At 52.8% G+C, this 16,273-nt stretch carries 18 protein-coding genes; 8 read left to right on the forward strand and 10 right to left on the reverse strand.

The genetic code is table 11. The features are described from left to right. Positions 1 to 364: 364 nt before the first annotated feature. On the reverse strand, positions 365 to 727 hold the full coding sequence (locus BMW65_RS04915; protein WP_090603267.1) for a hypothetical protein: 363 nt from the start codon (positions 725 to 727) through the stop codon (positions 365 to 367). A 218-nt stretch (positions 728 to 945) separates the two neighbouring features. Here BMW65_RS04915 and BMW65_RS04920 point away from each other — a divergent pair, with 218 nt between their 5' ends. The 3 genes from BMW65_RS04920 (at position 946) to BMW65_RS04930 (ending at position 3,488) form a co-directional block, all read left to right on the forward strand. Continuing rightward, entirely contained in the window at positions 946 to 2,091 is a 1,146-nt protein-coding gene (locus tag BMW65_RS04920) for an NAD(P)/FAD-dependent oxidoreductase (protein ID WP_090603268.1), read from the forward strand. A gap of 12 nt (positions 2,092 to 2,103) precedes the next feature. Continuing rightward, the gene (locus tag BMW65_RS04925) at positions 2,104 to 2,469 is read left to right on the forward strand and encodes a hypothetical protein (RefSeq protein ID WP_090603270.1); all 366 of its coding nucleotides are present in this window, start codon (positions 2,104 to 2,106) and stop codon (positions 2,467 to 2,469) included. 74 nt (positions 2,470 to 2,543) lie between these two features. After that, on the forward strand, positions 2,544 to 3,488 hold the full coding sequence (locus tag BMW65_RS04930) for an arsenic resistance protein (RefSeq protein ID WP_090603271.1): 945 nt from the start codon (positions 2,544 to 2,546) through the stop codon (positions 3,486 to 3,488). A gap of 110 nt (positions 3,489 to 3,598) precedes the next feature. Here BMW65_RS04930 and BMW65_RS04935 read toward each other — a convergent pair whose 3' ends face one another. The 9 genes from BMW65_RS04935 to BMW65_RS04975 form a co-directional block, all read right to left on the reverse strand. Continuing rightward, complete coding sequence (locus BMW65_RS04935) at positions 3,599 to 4,015, reverse strand: 6-pyruvoyl trahydropterin synthase family protein (protein WP_090603273.1); 417 nt, start codon at positions 4,013 to 4,015, stop codon at positions 3,599 to 3,601. Then, positions 4,012 to 5,085, reverse strand: a complete 1,074-nt coding sequence (locus BMW65_RS04940) for a CobW family GTP-binding protein (protein ID WP_090603274.1) — start codon at positions 5,083 to 5,085, stop codon at positions 4,012 to 4,014. Before BMW65_RS04940 ends, BMW65_RS04935 begins: the two co-directional genes overlap by 4 nt. Continuing rightward, entirely contained in the window at positions 5,078 to 6,601 is a 1,524-nt protein-coding gene (cysS, locus tag BMW65_RS04945; RefSeq protein WP_090603276.1) for a cysteine--tRNA ligase, read from the reverse strand. The genes BMW65_RS04940 and cysS overlap by 8 nt, the downstream gene beginning before the upstream one ends. Before the next feature lie 108 nt (positions 6,602 to 6,709). Continuing rightward, positions 6,710 to 7,141 carry a Fur family transcriptional regulator gene (locus BMW65_RS04950; RefSeq protein ID WP_090603278.1) on the reverse strand — a complete coding sequence of 144 codons (432 nt, stop codon included), beginning with the start codon at positions 7,139 to 7,141 and terminating at the stop codon, positions 6,710 to 6,712. Positions 7,142 to 7,152: 11 nt separating this feature from the next. Then, positions 7,153 to 7,812 (reverse strand): GTP cyclohydrolase I FolE, encoded by a 660-nt coding sequence (folE, locus tag BMW65_RS04955; RefSeq protein WP_090604234.1) that lies wholly within the window; start codon positions 7,810 to 7,812, stop codon positions 7,153 to 7,155. Between the two features lie 20 nt (positions 7,813 to 7,832). Continuing rightward, positions 7,833 to 8,474 carry a membrane protein insertion efficiency factor YidD gene (gene yidD, locus BMW65_RS04960; RefSeq protein ID WP_218145347.1) on the reverse strand — a complete coding sequence of 214 codons (642 nt, stop codon included), beginning with the start codon at positions 8,472 to 8,474 and terminating at the stop codon, positions 7,833 to 7,835. Between the two features lie 4 nt (positions 8,475 to 8,478). Then, a complete protein-coding gene (locus BMW65_RS04965) occupies positions 8,479 to 9,888 on the reverse strand; it encodes an alkaline phosphatase (RefSeq protein WP_090603279.1) in 1,410 nt (469 codons plus the stop codon). Between the two features lie 36 nt (positions 9,889 to 9,924). After that, a complete protein-coding gene (locus tag BMW65_RS04970) occupies positions 9,925 to 11,124 on the reverse strand; it encodes a GTP-binding protein (protein WP_090603281.1) in 1,200 nt (399 codons plus the stop codon). Positions 11,125 to 11,180: 56 nt separating this feature from the next. Beyond that, on the reverse strand, positions 11,181 to 11,390 hold the full coding sequence (locus BMW65_RS04975; RefSeq protein ID WP_090603283.1) for a hypothetical protein: 210 nt from the start codon (positions 11,388 to 11,390) through the stop codon (positions 11,181 to 11,183). 126 nt (positions 11,391 to 11,516) lie between these two features. Here BMW65_RS04975 and BMW65_RS04980 point away from each other — a divergent pair, with 126 nt between their 5' ends. The 5 genes from BMW65_RS04980 to BMW65_RS05000 all read left to right on the forward strand — a co-directional run bounded on the left by BMW65_RS04980 (position 11,517) and on the right by BMW65_RS05000 (position 16,220). Further along, positions 11,517 to 12,032: a hypothetical protein gene (locus BMW65_RS04980; RefSeq protein ID WP_177181005.1), complete on the forward strand. Its 516-nt coding sequence runs from the start codon at positions 11,517 to 11,519 to the stop codon at positions 12,030 to 12,032. A gap of 11 nt (positions 12,033 to 12,043) precedes the next feature. Continuing rightward, positions 12,044 to 14,380 (forward strand): 5-methyltetrahydropteroyltriglutamate--homocysteine S-methyltransferase, encoded by a 2,337-nt coding sequence (gene metE / locus BMW65_RS04985; protein WP_090603286.1) that lies wholly within the window; start codon positions 12,044 to 12,046, stop codon positions 14,378 to 14,380. A gap of 86 nt (positions 14,381 to 14,466) precedes the next feature. Continuing rightward, positions 14,467 to 14,679 carry a DUF3526 domain-containing protein gene (locus tag BMW65_RS04990; RefSeq protein WP_090603288.1) on the forward strand — a complete coding sequence of 71 codons (213 nt, stop codon included), beginning with the start codon at positions 14,467 to 14,469 and terminating at the stop codon, positions 14,677 to 14,679. 64 nt (positions 14,680 to 14,743) lie between these two features. Then, positions 14,744 to 15,322 carry a TetR/AcrR family transcriptional regulator gene (locus BMW65_RS04995; RefSeq protein ID WP_090603289.1) on the forward strand — a complete coding sequence of 193 codons (579 nt, stop codon included), beginning with the start codon at positions 14,744 to 14,746 and terminating at the stop codon, positions 15,320 to 15,322. A gap of 145 nt (positions 15,323 to 15,467) precedes the next feature. Continuing rightward, positions 15,468 to 16,220: an SDR family oxidoreductase gene (locus BMW65_RS05000; protein ID WP_090603291.1), complete on the forward strand. Its 753-nt coding sequence runs from the start codon at positions 15,468 to 15,470 to the stop codon at positions 16,218 to 16,220. Positions 16,221 to 16,273 lie beyond the last annotated feature (53 nt).

Here is a 16,273-nt window from a genome sequence, read left to right on the forward strand (position 1 = left end):
AATAAAAACCTGTGACCCAAATTGTAATAGCCTAGTCAATTATCGTTCGATTTTTACGATTAAATCTTTAGATTGTAGTGTAAGATTCTCTAAAAAAACTTGCTTAAAGCCATCGTTACACTGTTTTTTGTAAAGTTCGATTTCTCTTTGAGGTTTCTGCATCTTTTTCTTACCTGTCGCGAGAAAAGTATCAGAAAGTTCTTCATGTTCATGTTTTATTGAATTCAGTTTCCGGCCGCACTGAAACATGAACGACCGAACCAAGGGAAGGCACCGACGGTACCAAGCCCTATCCCATAATGACCTGGATTATTGACTACAACCGGTGCAGGAGAGAAAGCCGTATCCGGTACCGGAAAAACGACTACGCATTGCCTTTTGGGGGGCCGCGAAGATAAAATATTTCAGGTACCGGGGATTGGATAGACTGCGGCAACGGGAATGCCACATGGCAAACTGCATGCCCGAATAGCAGTGCATCGATCCCATCCAGGGTCTCCCCGCCGAGGAACGTCGCGGCAAAGAGGATGTCAAGGCGGTAAAGCTCATCCCCGTTGTGCGGGTGCTGCTTTACACGCCCATCGTCATCCAGCGGATAGGGGTGCACGTGGATGATGATCCGGCCATTAGCCACATGGCTGTGCATGAATAGCATGTTGCTTGTCAGCATGCCCAGGAGCAGCGCCAGCTGGAAAATTGCGATCAATGGACATAAACGTGCTTTCATTGCCTAATCCGGCTTCTACTGGATATGCAAATCTACAGACACTGTAAAATAAAGCAACAATGTTGCTTTATTTTTTTTCCGTACACCCAAACCACTTATATTTGTCCCGGTTTGGAAACGGCATTCGCCCGGGTATACATCATTTTCCCCGACCAGGGGGGACTAACTAAGAGAAGATAGGTGCCGCCGGAATCCGCCATATAGCGATTCATTCGGAAATGGATACAAAAAAAAGTAGCAAGCAGCAGAAAACACTGAAAACGTACCGCACCGTGATCGTTGGCGCGGGACCCGCGGGTATCGGGATGGGCGTGGCACTGAAGGATTTCGGCGTCTATGACTTCGTCATCCTCGAAAAGGGGCTTATCGGCTCTACGTTCCTGAAATGGACAACGGAAACGCGTTTCCTGACCCCATCATTCCAAAGCACACAGTTCGGCCTGCTCGACCTCAATGCCGTGGCCATCAATACCTCGCCAGCCTACAGCTCGGGAAAGGAGCACCTGAGCGGACCGGAATATGTCCACTACCTGAACCGAGTGGTCTACGAGTTCCAGCTGCCCGTCCACGAAGAGCGGGAGGTGATGACCGTCGTGAAACGCGACAGGGACTTTGTGCTGGAAACCGTTGATGCCTACTATGTGGCGGAATACCTTATCTGGTCCACGGGGGAGTTCCAGTTTCCCAACGACCGCCCTTTTCCGGGTGCGGAACTGTGCATCCACAACTCGCGCATTGGCTCCTACCGAGATCTCCTGGGCGATGATTTCACCATCATCGGCGGGTACGAAAGCGGTGTCGATGCCGCGCTGAATCTTGCCATGCTGGGCAGGGAAACCGCAATCCTTGAACGGGGAACGGTTATGGACAGCAAAAGCCAGGATCCGAGCGTTACCCTCTCGTTTTATACCAAACAGCGGCTCGATGAAACCACGGCCGCGGACGGTATCCGACTGGAGGAGCGAACGGAAGTAAAGAAGGTGACCCACGGTGGCAATGGTGCCTTCCGCATACATACCGGCAGCGGCTATTATGAGTCGCCTACCCCGCCCATACTTGCGACGGGATTCAAGGGAGGCGAGGAGCAGATCCACGATTTATTCTACAACACTGGTGGCCGCCCGCAGCTTAATGAATGGGATGAATCCACGAGGACACCCAACCTCTACCTTGCCGGCCCGCACGTGATGCACCAGAACGTAATTTTCTGCTTCATCTACAAATTCCGGCAGCGATTTGGCATCGTGGCTCACCGGATAGCCACCCAGCTCGGTATGGATACTGATGCGGCTGTCAAACTGTACCGCCGCCACAACATGTTCCTCGATGACCTTTCCTGCTGCCAAGAGGATTGCAAATGTTAACCGGAATTTGATATGGATATCACGATAGTTCACTATATCGCACCCGGAAAGGCAGGTGAAAGGCTGCAGCTGCATATCCATGCAACCGTGGACCTCAGAAGTTTCACGGTTTCCGACAGTCTTGGGCACAGCTTCGGCTTTGGCGACCGCCGGGACGTACCGGGAGACAAGATCGTGCTCTACACCGGAAAGGGCACACCGTATTCCATCGGTCCAGAGGAAAACGACGACCCGGTGGAAACCATCCATGTTTTTTATTGGGATACGGACACCGACGGCTGGGACACGGAAACCACGACCGTGTCCATCTCCGATGGAAAGGATATCGACACCTATAAGCTCGGGGAGCTGCTGTATGTTCCACCCGCGATTGATTGATAGGTTCTATGCCGACCCCGCAAAACCATGGTATCCACACATTCCCTCAAAGATACCCGAAGCTTTATCAAGACATGAACGATAACCCCACCAGCTTTTACACCACCGCGCTTATCGTTGCCGGTATCCTTGCCGGTTCCGCAATCGGATCCATCGCTCCGGCTACAGGCGAACTGCTCGGGAACTATGTTGACCACGTTGTGCTCACACTGGTGGGTCTTTTATTCTTTGAGGTCAGATTTGAAATCCTGGCACGGGCACGCAGATACCTGCTATTCCTTACCGTAGCGTGGGTGGCCAATTTCATTATCATCTCAACCCTCGGCTTTCTGGTTGCCTCCCTCTTCCTTTCAGGGCAGCCGCTCTTTTTTACCGGCTTGCTGATTTACTTCATGGCGCCCTGCACCGACTGGATGCTTGGTTTTACCAAGCTTGCCAATGGCAATGTGACGCTCGGTGCCATCCTGATTCCCGTCAATATGGTAACGCAGCTTTTCCTCTATCCGGTCTACCTCTGGCTGTTTGCCGCCAAACAGGTTGAGCTGCCGGTATCCCTGTTGGATACGGTTATACACTGGTTCCTGATGCCGTTTGCGGGTGCGGTTATCCTGAGAATGATCCTTAAAATCCTTTTGCCCGCAAAGCTGTTCGACCGGTCCGTGGCGCTGGCGGGTGCTTCCACACCATACGTCATCGCCCTGCTGGTCACGCTGATCTTTTCCGCCAATGTCGGTATCATCCTTGATCACGCGGGCACTTTTGCCATCATCCTGCTCGCTGTCTTCCTGTTTTTTGTGACCACTTATTTTATCGGTGAAGGATTATCGAACCTCTTCGGGTTCTCCCGCCCGGAACGTGTCCTGCTAGCCATGACCACCGCCGCCCGTAATGCACCCCTCATGCTCGGCGTGACCGTGGTAACCCTCCCCGGGCAACCGCTTATCTATGCCGCGATCATCATAGGCATGTTGGTTGAGTTCCCCCACCTTACCGCGCTTACCCATCTACTCCGGAAATAGGATATTTCCGATGGTGCCTGATTTCGAATCCGCTATGTGGTTATTACGTAGCGGAGCAAATCCTGATTGAAACGCATGCACTCCATCCGCTGCATCCTGCATCGGAATGATCATTGCCATGTATCACCCCCATACTCCGTATAGTTGTTTTTGGTCTCCACCAACTTAACCTTGTGCAGGCTTATCCCTGCAGCCGCTACCAAGGCCTCCAGTTGGTGGAAGATCTCCCCCGCCAGTACTTCCGTCGAGGTCGGCAGCCCTTCCAGAAATGCCACGTTTTCATTGAGGTTGCGATGGTCCAGCAGGTCCACCACGTGTTCCCTTATAATATGGCCCAGGATGCCAAGATCGATTAGGTAGCCCGTCTCCGGGTTTATTTCCCCCGAGACCGTGACAAACAGTTCATAATTGTGTCCATGGATGCCTGCACATTTACCGTACAGCCGCATGTTCTCTTCCCTTGAAAGCGCTTTATTGTACATGAAATGGGCAGCGCTGAACCGTTCGCGCCGGGTCACGTAGATCATATGCCGGCCTCCGTTTCCTTTTTTTGCAGGCTGGATGCCGTTTTGTCCTGCTGCGGCAGGCAAGCATGCAGCATCGTTTCGATGTCCAGGTCATCAAGGCCCTTGCCTATAAACACAAGGCGGTTGGAGGGTACCTCTTCTCTCCCCCACGGCGGGCCGTCCTCGATACCCAGCCGCCCGCCGACGGATTGGACGAACGTGCGCTTGGTTTTGCCCGGAATCCGCTCGTAAAGCACCCCCTTCATCCGGTAGACGGTATCCCCATGCACCATGAAAAACGAATACAGGGTGAGGAACAGCTTGACGATATCCAGTTCTTCTGTAATTTCAAACGATTGGGAAGAAACATCGCCGTGCCGATGGTGACCGGTATGCCGGCCGAGTGTCCTGTCCGTATCACCCTTACCCGGGTTGGGGCTTACGTGGAAGACCATAGGCGCCGGTTTGTAGAATACCTGCCCGATCCGGTCCATCGGAAAACTCCCGGCCTGCCCGACAAATACTTGAGCAAAGGGATTGAGGCGTGCCAGCCGTTGTTCCAACGATTCTACATGACCGGCATGTACCAGGTCGGTTTTGTTGATGACGATCACATCGCTCGCCGTGACCTGCCGCATGGCTTCGTCCCTGTCCTCCAACTGGTCCTCAATGATTTCGGCGTCCACCAGACAGACCATCCGTTTCAGCGGGAAAACGGACTTGATGACCGGATGCGAAATGAATGGTTCCGCTACGGCTCCCGGCATGGCCAGTCCGGTGCATTCGATGATGAGTTCGTCGAACCCGTCCCGCTGCCTATGCATCTGTTCGATGGCATCATAAAGGCTGCCGTTGAGTGAGCAGCACAGGCAACCGTTCTCCAGCTCGATGAAGTCGTCGGGCCGGCGGGTAATCAGCTGCCCATCGATGCCCGTTTCGCCGATCTCGTTTTCTATGATCGCGTAACGTGTGTCCGGGTTCGCCGCCATCAAACTATTTAGAAACGTTGTTTTTCCTGCGCCGAGATACCCGGTGAGGATGGTTACCGGCCGGGTATCGCTTCCAGTCGGGTTCTTATTGTGCTTATCCATGGCTGTCCTCCATTTTTATGGTAGTCTTATCCGGTGCCGGATCATTCACCGTAATGCCGAGTTTGATGAGCCTGTCACGGATATAATCGGAAAGTGAGTAATTCCGTTCCTCCCTCGCCCTCGACCTGAGTTCTCCTAACAGACCAAGCAGCTCCCCTGTTCTGTCGGTTTCCGCTGATTCCTGTCTATCCACTATACCAAGTACCTCATCCATGAAACCCCGGAAGGTCAGCAACGCTTTCTGCCACGTTCCGGCATTCAGCGGAATTGCCACAAAGTTTGCCCGGATCCATTGGATTGCCTTGCCAAGCGTGAAAAGCACGGCTATCGCCTTGGCCGTATTGAAATCGTCTCCCATGGCCGCATAACATGCATCGCACTGGAAATCGACCTGCATGTCCAGCGACATGTCCGGCTTACCCAACGGGAGCTGCTCCATTTCATCGAGCATACGCAGGTATCCGTTGAGCCTTTCCAGTCCCGATTCTGCAGCCCCAAGGCCTTTGTTCGAGAAATCAAGCTCATTGCCGTAATGGGCCTGGAGCATGAACATCCGCACCGCCAGGGGTCTGTAAGCTTTTTCCAGCAGTGGGTGGTCACCGGAGAACAGCTGACCAAGGGAAATGAAATTGCCTTTGGATTTTGCCATTTTCTGTCCCTCCAGGGTGACCATGTTATTGTGTATCCAGTAACGTACTGGAGCCTTGCCATAGGCGGCTTTCGCCTGCGCGATTTCCGCCTCGTGGTGCGGGAACCGGAGATCCATGCCCCCGCCGTGGATATCAAACGGCAGGCCGAGGTACTTGATGCTCATGGCCGTGCACTCGATGTGCCAGCCCGGGAAACCGCGACCCCAGGGAGAATCCCATTGCATGATGTGGGAAGGCTCCGCGCTCTTCCACAGGGCAAAGTCCTCCGCGTTCTTCTTTCCGTCGCCCCCTTCCAGATCCCTCGTCCCGGAGATCTGCCCGCCAAGCGACCGCCCCGAAAGTTCACCGTAGGGGTATTCCGCCGCATAGCGGTGCACATCGAAATAAACGGATCCATCGCTCACATAGGCGAACCCCCGGTCGATTATCCGGGAAATTATGGAAATCTGGTCCGGGATATGCCCGGATGCCTGCGGTTCGATGGACGGGGGCCGTACACCCAGCTGACGCATGGTATCCCGGTACACGTTGGTATAATGCTGCGCCACCTCCATCGGTTCCAGTTGCTCGATCCGTGCGCGGCGGGCGATCTTGTCTTCCCCGCGCTCGTTCACCTCATCCTCAAGGTGCCCCACATCGGTGATGTTCCGAACATAGCGCACGTTGTAGCCCAGGAAGGTGAAATACCGGAAGATGGTATCAAAGGCGATGGCCGAGCGGCCATGGCCGAGGTGCGGCTCCCCATAGACCGTGGGACCGCACACGTACATGCCCACCCTGCCGGAATGCAGGGGAACGAACGGTTCCTTTTTCCTCGTCAGTGAATTGTGTATATGAATGGGGTATTTATCGGATATCGTGTGCATGGTGTATCAAAGGTTTCTAAATGCTTCGGTGTGCAGGATGGAATGCGATTCCTCTCCCGGGTATTCGGCTTTGACGTATTTTTCAATTTCTTCCATCCGTTCAGGTTTTTATGGCACACGGTTGATAGCCTTATCGGAAGCGCGCCGCAGACAGTCATTGCAGGTTCCTGAAAACAACAGAACCGCATCCTCGACAAGGCAATCCCGCATGGTTGCCATGTAGGATTCCGGCAACTCGGGCAAACCCTGCACCGTCCCGCAATTCCGGCACCGGAAATGAGGATGCAATGCCGAACATTCTGGATGGTATATGTAACGTCCTATGCCGTCGATGTCCACGAACCTTTCGATCAGGCCATGCGAATGGAAATCACCCAGTACGCGGTAGATGGTCACCCGATCCTCCTGATAACGGAACCGTGATCCCAATTCGGGAACGGAAAAGGATTTCCGCGAACCCATGAGAATTTTAAGTATCATAAGCCGGAGCCGGGTCGCCTTCAGCCCATGATCCCTGAGCAATTTCGCTAAATCTTCCATGGCGCTTTTTTTTAAACCATCCTTAGGAATTCATCCCGTAATTTCTGGTCCGCAAATAACCCACCGTATTCCAGTGTCGTCGTCCTGCTGTGCGGATCGCGTATGCCGCGCGCGGAAACGCACAGGTGCTCGGCTTCCACCACGACTATCACGTTTTCGGTGGAGAGTGCCCGTTTTAGTTCATTGAATACCTGGAGCGTCAGCCGCTCCTGTACCTGCGGCCGGCGGGAATAGTACTCCACAATGCGGTTGATCTTGGACAGGCCGATGACTTTTTCGCCCGCAATGTAGCCCACATGTGCCCGCCCGATAATCGGCAGGAAATGGTGTTCGCAGGCGGATGACACGTCGATGTCCTTCTCGACGAGCATCCTGCCGTATCCGTATTTGTTTTCGAACACCGACAAGTTCGGCCTGTTCGCAGGATCCAGTCCCCGGAAAAGTTCCCTCACGTACATCTTCGCCACGCGGTGGGGCGTACCCCTTAGGCTATCGTCCGTCAGGTCAAGGCCAAGTTCCTCCATGATGGCCGCAAAATGGCGGGCGATGTTCGCTATTTTCTCCTCGTCCGGCTTGTCAAATGCATCGGGCCGCAGGGGTGTATCAATGGAGGTCATGATATGGGCATCCCCCATCTCGTCCACCAGCAGTTGTTCGGTTTCTTCTTGCATCTCTTTTAGTTTTTGGGGCGTTATTCCATGCCCCTGATGAATCTCCATTTTCCCGTATCGCTGTCATAATCCCTGTAAAAGCAGGCCTTTCGGTTCCTGCCGTCCCTGCCGATGGTATGACAGACGCCCTCCCCCCGGAGGGTAACCTGGTACACCAGGGCATCCTGATCGCAGTCTACGAGGATGCGGTCCACCGATAGCGTATTTCCCGAGGTGGCACCTTTTATCCATAGCTCATTGCGGGAGGTGCTCCAGAAGGCCGCTTTCCCGTGGGCAAGCGTGTAATCAAATGCCTCCCGATTGGTATACGCCTGCATGAGTATCTGGCCGGTGGAGAACTCCTGGATGGCTACCGGGATCAGCCCGCCCCTTTTTTCAAACTGGAGGTCCAGTCCGTCCGTCTCTTCCAGGGTTTCCGGCACCAGGAGTTTCCGGGGTACTGGGTCGTAGCCCGATGTTCCCCAGGGGTGACAATGGGCAAGCCTTTTCATCCCTATCGATACACCTTTGAGTGCGCCCCATTCGGCGATGGCTTCCACCATGTACTGCGAGCAGGTGGGAATATGGCGGCATGACGGCGGGAACAGCGGGGAAACCATGAGCTGGTATGCCCGGATGGGCAGGATGGCCAGTTTCCTTGTCAGTGATTGTGTTGTAGCCATATTCCTAAACGGTTGTCAATACTCCGGTTGCCCGGAGCATGTAATCGTGCAGTTCAAAGTTTCTTACGAATGGCATCAGTTCCCCGCTGCCGGAACCGTACATCGCCAGTTCGACGAAATCCCCGGAGTGGTCCATGCTGCCCCAGCCCACGGAGAGATGGCGTTCCAGCATGCCCGCCAATGCCCTGAACGGAAGGTTCCTCGGATTGTAAAGGCCCGCTTCATCCGCTCCCCGGTAGTGTTTGAGCAGCTCGCCTGCGTCTTCCGGCTGGATGGCCACACCGCACGCCGCCTCGATGCGCTCAATGACCTGGGCCACCGTAGACCGCGGCGTGATCCCGTTAAGCACCCAGTGATTGGTATGCCTCGCGGTCTGCAGGCGGTCAAAGTTCGCATCCGCTTTACTGCCATAAAACAATCCGGGATTGGCGTTCCCATGATCCGTGGTGATGATGATCAGGGTATTCCCGTCCCGGTCTGCAAAATCGATAGCAGCGGCGACGGCATCGTCAAAGGCGAGCTGATCGTAAAGCAGGGCCGGGGCATCGTTTGCATGGGCCGCCCAGTCTACCTTGCCCCCCTCCACCTGCAGCGCAAACCCCTCGCTGTTTGCGGATAACCTTTTCAGCGCGGTGGATGTCATCTCCGCAAGGGAGGGTATGCGCCGCCGCAGTTCCGGGTCGCTGTCCCGGTCAAGGGCAAAAGGTAACCCATCCCCGTGGAAAACGCCCAGCAGCGGTGCAATCCCGGCCGGGTCGGCCGAAAGCAGCCCATCCCGGTCACGCACCACATCGAAACCACGCTCGATGAACTTCCCAAAAAGGTCGGTTTTATCCTTGCGCTGGCCTCCATCGAAGAATTCCGTTCCGCCGCCCATCATCACGTCGAACCGCAGGTCGAGGTACGTTTCTGCGATCCGGGGCTGGTCATCGCGGCTGTTGCTGTTCACGCAGAACCCGGCCGGCGTCGCATGGGTAATCGGTACGGTGGTCACGCAGCCGACAGCTTTACCTGCAGCCTTGAATTTCTGCCAGATGGGTTTGTTGAACGAACCGTCGGCATTGACGTTGAGCGACCCGTTGGCTACACGCCGCCCCCCACCCCAGGAGGAGCTCGCCGCCGCCGAATCGGTGACCAGCGAGCTGGCCGAGGCTGTTTCCATCACCGCCCGTTTTGCCAACCCGCCCCTGTACAGGGACATCCAGTGGCTTTGGAACCCCTCTTTACGGAACCTTAATTCGTCCGCCATCGTCAGCGTCCCGAGGCTCATTCCGTCGCTGACCATGAAGATAATGTTTTTGGCCCTATCTGCCTGTCTTGGGCCGACGATCGGTTTACCGAACAGATCCATGGGGCCGGCCAGCGCCGTGCCCGCCGCCAAAGCTGAATTCCTGAAAAAATCCCTGCGTTTCATATTTTCCTGTGTTTCCTATTTTATATGATATCGTAATTATATGTTTTCCGGGAACTCATCCTTCCACAGCGTATAGCGCCAGTCCTCCGCCTCTTCTTCCGTCAGTAGGCATTTTTCCAAATCGCGCAGGTGTTTTTCCTTGTCGAGGTTCTGGCCAATAAAGACCAGTTCCGTCTTCCGGTCGGCCCACTGCGGATGCCAACGGCTTTCGATGGAATCCCGGTGTTCGAGGTAGTCGGCATAGCGGAAACGCTCCGCTTCGGGGATGCTGCACCACCATGCCCCCGCGCTCTCGATGCGCAGGCTACCTCCCGCCTGGCTGAAACTGATTGCCATAGTCGGCCTGGACGCCATCCAAAATAAACCCTTAGCGCGTATCACCCCGATTGGGTAATACTCGTTGAGATACCGGTACCAACGCTGCGGATGGAAGGGTCGCTGTGTACGGAATACAAACGATGATATGCCGTATTCCTCAGTCTCAGGCGTGTGTTCGTTCTCCAGTTCCCTGATCCAACCGGCGGAAGATGACGCCTTTTCGAAATCGAAAAGTTCTGTACCCATGATCGCTTTCGTATCCACCTTCCCGAAATGGGAACGGATGATTTTTGCATCGGGGTTCAGTTTCCGGATGGTCGCTTCCAGCGTGCCCGCCGTCTCATCAGATACCAGATCCGTCTTGTTCAGCACAATCACATTGGCGAACTCAATCTGGTCGGTCAGCAGGTTCACGATCGTACGGGTATCGTACTCATCGTCCGTAAGCGACCGATCTACCAGCGTCTCGTCCGTGCCGAAATCCCGGAAGAAATTGTAGCAGTCCACAACGGTCACCATCGTGTCGATGTAACTGAAACGCGACAAGTCGATACCGTTATTTTCATCGATGTAACTGAAGGTCTGCGCCACGGGTACCGGTTCGGAGATCCCCGTGCTTTCGATCAACAGGTAATCAAATCGGCCTTCCTTTGCCAGCCGCTCCACCTCTACCATGAGGTCTTCCCGCAGCGTACAGCAGATGCAGCCGTTGCTCATTTCTACCAGCTTTTCGTCCGTGCGCGACAGCGTGTTCTCCCGTTCCACCAGCTGCGCGTCGATGTTCACCTCGCTCATGTCGTTGACGATGACGGCGACCTTGAGGTTTTCCTTATTGTGCAGTACATGGTTTAAAAGTGTGGTCTTCCCTGCTCCGAGGAACCCACTCAATACGGTTACAGGCAGTTTTTTTGCTCCCATAGATTTTCTTGTTTTTACAGTTGTTTCGTTATTTAATTTCCGTGCATCCTAATTGTTCAGCGTATCCGTTCGAGGGCAATCCGGCTGAACCAATCGACCATGCGCGAGCGGTGTTCCTCTCCGTAGAGCCTGACGAATTCACGTGTTTCGGGCAGCTCGCAGTTATTGTAAACCGCCAGCCGTTGCCGCGCGAAAGCGGCGGTCAGCGGTATCCGGCAATGCCGCTCGATGCAATCTTTCCAGCTTTCAAAATCCTGTGGTATCATATCATCACGTTTTAGTCAGTCAAAGTTATACATATAAAATAACAAAAGCAACAAAGTTGCAATTGAAAAAACTATGCATTACCTTTGCCGTATTGCATTCAGGTTGAATGAGGAAAATCAGATCAGATGGTTTTAAGTTTTGTGTATAGATTCCGTAATATGCTGTTTCCGGCGTGCGTCGTGATACTGTCATCATTGACCGTCCGCGCGCAGGAGGCGGATCCGAACCATCTGGTCGACCATAAACCTTTGATGAATGCGGTATGGGAAACATTTGATGAATTGATGTATAAGGTAACACACAAAGATGGCCAGACCATCTATACACCGCATTTTCCCGAGTCGCTGAAGCGGCTCGACGGAAAGACCGTTACGTTAAAGGGTTATATGGTGCCCATCGAACCGAGGCGCCGCCACAATGTCTTCCTGCTATCCGTATTGCCTGTTTACCAGTGCATGTTCTGCGGACAGAATGGCATCCCCCCGATGGCTGAAATCACCATGGCCGATAACACAAAACTCACGTTCGGCGAGGAGCCGATTACCATAAAGGGAACCGTCTTCCTGAACGGCAAAGATGAAAACCGCGCGGAAATACAATTACACGGGGCCATAAAACTGCAGGAGACAAATGACAATTAAATATATCGGATATGTTGCGTACAAACAACCTGGGTTACCCGCGCATCGGGAACCTGAGACAGCTCAAGAAGAGCAACGAAGCCTACTGGGCCGGAAAAATCAGCCGGGAGGAATTAATCGCGGCGGGGAAGGGAATCAGGAGGGAAAACTGGCTCCTGCAACGGGATGCCGGCATTGACCTGATCCCATCCGGCGATTTTTCGTTTTATGATCAGGTGCTGGATACTTCGCTGATGGTCGGGGCAATCCCGCCTCGCTACCATCAGTTAGTGGAGGGCAAGGGGCCGGAACGGGAACTCGACCTGTATTTTGCCATGGCCCGCGGATACCAACGGGATGGCAAGGACATCACTGCTATGGAGATGACCAAATGGTTTGACACCAACTACCACTACCTTGTTCCGGAGTTCACCAAAGGCCAGCAGTTCGGCCTGTTTTCCGAAAAGGTGATGGACGAGTTTTACGAGGCGAAGCAACTGGGCATCCAGACCAAACCCGTACTGCTGGGACCGCTCAGTTTCCTGCTGCTGGGCAAGGAGAAGGAAGGCGGGTTCCACCGGCTCGACCTGCTTGACAGCCTACTCCCCGTATACGGTGAGGTACTGCAGCGGCTGAAGAAGCTGGGAGCGGAATACGTGCAGTTGGACGAGCCGTGCCTGGCGCTGGATCTCGATAAGCGCTCCAGACAGGCTTACCGCAAGGCTTACCGCGCGCTGGCCGAACAGGCGGCTGGACTGAAACTCATCGTGGCCACCTATTTCGAAGGGCTTGGCGACAACGCCAATACCGCGCTCAACCTGCCGGTGCAAGCGCTGCACATCGACCTGGTGAGGGGCGAAGGCGAGCTGTACCAACTACTGCCCAAGGTACCGCACGACCTCATCCTGTCATTAGGCGTGGTGGATGGCCGCAACATCTGGAAAAATGACTATGAAAAATCGCTGCTGATCATCCGGGATGCCCTTAATGTCCTTGGGAAAGACCGCGTATGGATAGCCCCCTCCTGCTCGCTGCTGCATGTGCCGTGCGATCTCGATCTGGAAACGGACGAAAAAACCCTTCCGCCCGGAATCAAGGATTGGCTGGCGTTTGCCAAGCAGAAACTGGCGGAAGTATCCGACTTGGGCAAGCTGGCCGACGGAAGTGGGGATACGGACATAGATGCCCGGCTAGCTGCCAACCGGCGTTCGCAGCAGGCACGGGCAGGTTCCCGGCTCATCCACCGCCATGCGGTCAAGCAGCGCGTACAGGGGATCACCGAGGCGGACAGCACGCGCCCGACTCCATTCACCGGGCGGAAACCGAAACAGCAGGTCAACCTTGGCCTGCCCGACTTCCCGACCACGACCATCGGCTCTTTTCCGCAGACCGGGGAAGTGCGCAGCTGGCGGGCACGGCTAAAAAAAGGGGAACTCAGCGGGGCGGAATACGATACGCTTATCAAACAGGAGATCGAAAAAACCATCCGGTGGCAGGAACAGACGGGAATCGACGTGCCTGTACACGGAGAATTCGAGCGCAACGACATGGTGGAGTATTTCGGTGAGCAGCTAAGGGGCTATGCATTCACTGGATACGGATGGGTGCAGAGCTACGGGTCGCGCTGCGTCAAACCGCCTATCCTGTATGGCGACGTAAGCCGGCCGGAGGATATGTCCGTCTATTGGTCGTCCTATTCACAGTCGCTCACCCCCCGGCCCGTCAAGGGCATGCTCACCGGGCCGGTCACCATGCTGCAATGGTCGTTCGTCCGCAACGACCAGCCCCGGCATGACACGCTTTTCCAGATTGCGCTGGCCATACGCGATGAAGTGGTGGCGCTGGAGCGGGCAGGGATAAAAATCATCCAGATCGACGAGCCCGCTTTCCGTGAGGGATTGCCGCTGCGCAAAGCGGACCAGCAGCTGTACCTCGACCGTGCGGTGCAGGCTTTCAAACTATCGTCGAGCGGCGTGCGGGACGAGACGCAGATCCATACCCACATGTGCTACTCCGAGTTCAATGATATCATCGGGGACATTGCCCGGATGGACGCAGACGTCATCACCATCGAGACGTCCCGCTCCCAGATGGAATTGCTTGATGTCTTCGCGGACTTCAAATACCCCAACGACATCGGCCCCGGTGTGTACGACATCCATTCGCCCAGGATACCCCCGGTGGAGGAAATCCTTTTCCTGCTGGAAAAGGCGAAGGCGGTCATCCCCGCGGAACAGCTATGGGTGAACCCTGACTGCGGGTTGAAGACACGAACCTGGGGAGAAGCCACAGCGGCTCTTGAAAATATGGTGGAAGCTGCCCGGATCCTGCGCTCTGTAAAAGAAAAAGATACCGTTGAAGCGTCATAAATCAGTACCCTATGCGGGCGGGCCCATTCTACCCGCATAGGATACTTTAGAAAACTACTTAGTTTCACTTTTTACTGGTTTGCTCGTTGGATGGTGAGATCCAATTGCAAGATATCTTCGGCTTCCTTGATCCTTCGGTGAGCATTAAGCAATTGTCAATGGCTTTTGCAGGCACAGACTTTCTGCACCACCTGCATTTCCGCCACGAAGGATTGCTGGTCTGGAATCATCATTTGCCATTCGCCCATCTGCATTCTTTAAAAGTGCATTTTGATAGTTTATTCAAGGTATCAATGTGATTATTTTTGATTATAAAAAAAATTGAACCGAAAAGTTCAGAATATCCTTATCTTTGCAAATAGTATGGCAAGAAACATTGAATTCATACCAGAAGAAAAAGTCACCAAAGCAATGAATGTGTTTTGGAATAAGGGCTATACCGGCGCTTCCTTATCTGATTTAACGGAAGCTATGAAACTCAATAAAAGCAGCCTATATAATAGCTTCAAAGACAAACATTCTCTTTTTATAGCATCGCTCAAAGCCTATGGCAAAATTGTAGAAAACGATTATGCCTCAGCTTTAAATAAAAAAGATACCCCGCTTGAAAAAATAGACAGTATTATTGACAAGATAGCAATGGTAAGCATAGAACGAGAAAATTCTTGTTTAGGTATAAAAACTACTTTTGAAGTGGCAGCACAGGACAAAGAGGCACATGCTGTTATTAAAGCGGGCAATAGTAAAACAATAGGCCTGATAAAATCATTAATTATAGAAGCACAAACATTGGGACAAATCAGAAAGGAAAGAGATGCGGAAACAATGTCCCATTTTATATTTAATTCCTTTCCGGGTTTTCGTCAATCTTATATTATCTATGGTAACAAGAAATTGGTTAAAGGTTTGGCGAATGAATTGAAGGGTTTTTTGAGGCAGTAAATTTTTTTAATTAAAATTGAACCAATCGGTTCATAAAAATAAATAACGAATATGCAGACAGCAAGAATTGAAACAGGAAAAAATGGCGAACTCATTGCCAAGAAATTGATAAAAGCAGAAATATAAACAATAAAATTTTTTGACGATGACAACCACACAAAAAGTCGCCTTTATTACAGGGGCAGGAAAAGGAATAGGATTGGAAACAGCCAAAGGATTGGGGAAAAAGGGAGTTCACGTAGTTCTTGGCGTACGGAAACAATCGCAAGGCAAAACCGCTCTGGATATACTCCGAAGCGAGGGTATTTCTGCTGATTTGTTGGTATTTGATTTATCTAAAACCGAAGACCACCAAAAGGCATATCATTACATCTTGCAAAAGTTTGGCAAACTCGATATGCTGATCAATAATGCCGCAGTATGGTTAGAAAGCACGAGTTCTTCCTCATCAGTGAGCAACAATGTCGCATCACTTGATGCAAAAATTCTTAAAGATACGTTTGCTATTAATTTTTTTGGCACGGTTTCGCTAACCCAAACCTTGCTTCCGCTTGTAAAAAAATCTCCTGCTGGCCGGATTGTTAATGTGTCGAGCGTTAGGGGTTCTCTTTCACTCAACGCAACGCCCGGCAATGCGGTGTATGATGGGAAAGTATTGGCTTATGACAGCAGCAAGGCGGCCTTAAATATGTTCACAACCCATTTGGCATACGCGTTAAGAGATACGCAGGTCAAGGTCAATTCTATACACCCTGGCTGGGTAAGAAGTGATATGGGTGGCGCAAATGCGAACTTAGATTTACAGCAAGGTAGCGAAACAAGTATTCAATACGCACTATTAGGTGATGACGGTCCAACGGGAGGATTTTATTTTAAAGATGAAGTGCTTCCGTGGTAATGGCAAAAAATTTTAAACAAAAATGAACTGATTGGTTCAAAATAATAAATTAA

The organism is Parapedobacter koreensis (assembly GCF_900109365.1).
In the GTDB taxonomy this organism is placed as follows: Bacteria; Bacteroidota; Bacteroidia; order Sphingobacteriales; family Sphingobacteriaceae; genus Parapedobacter; species Parapedobacter koreensis.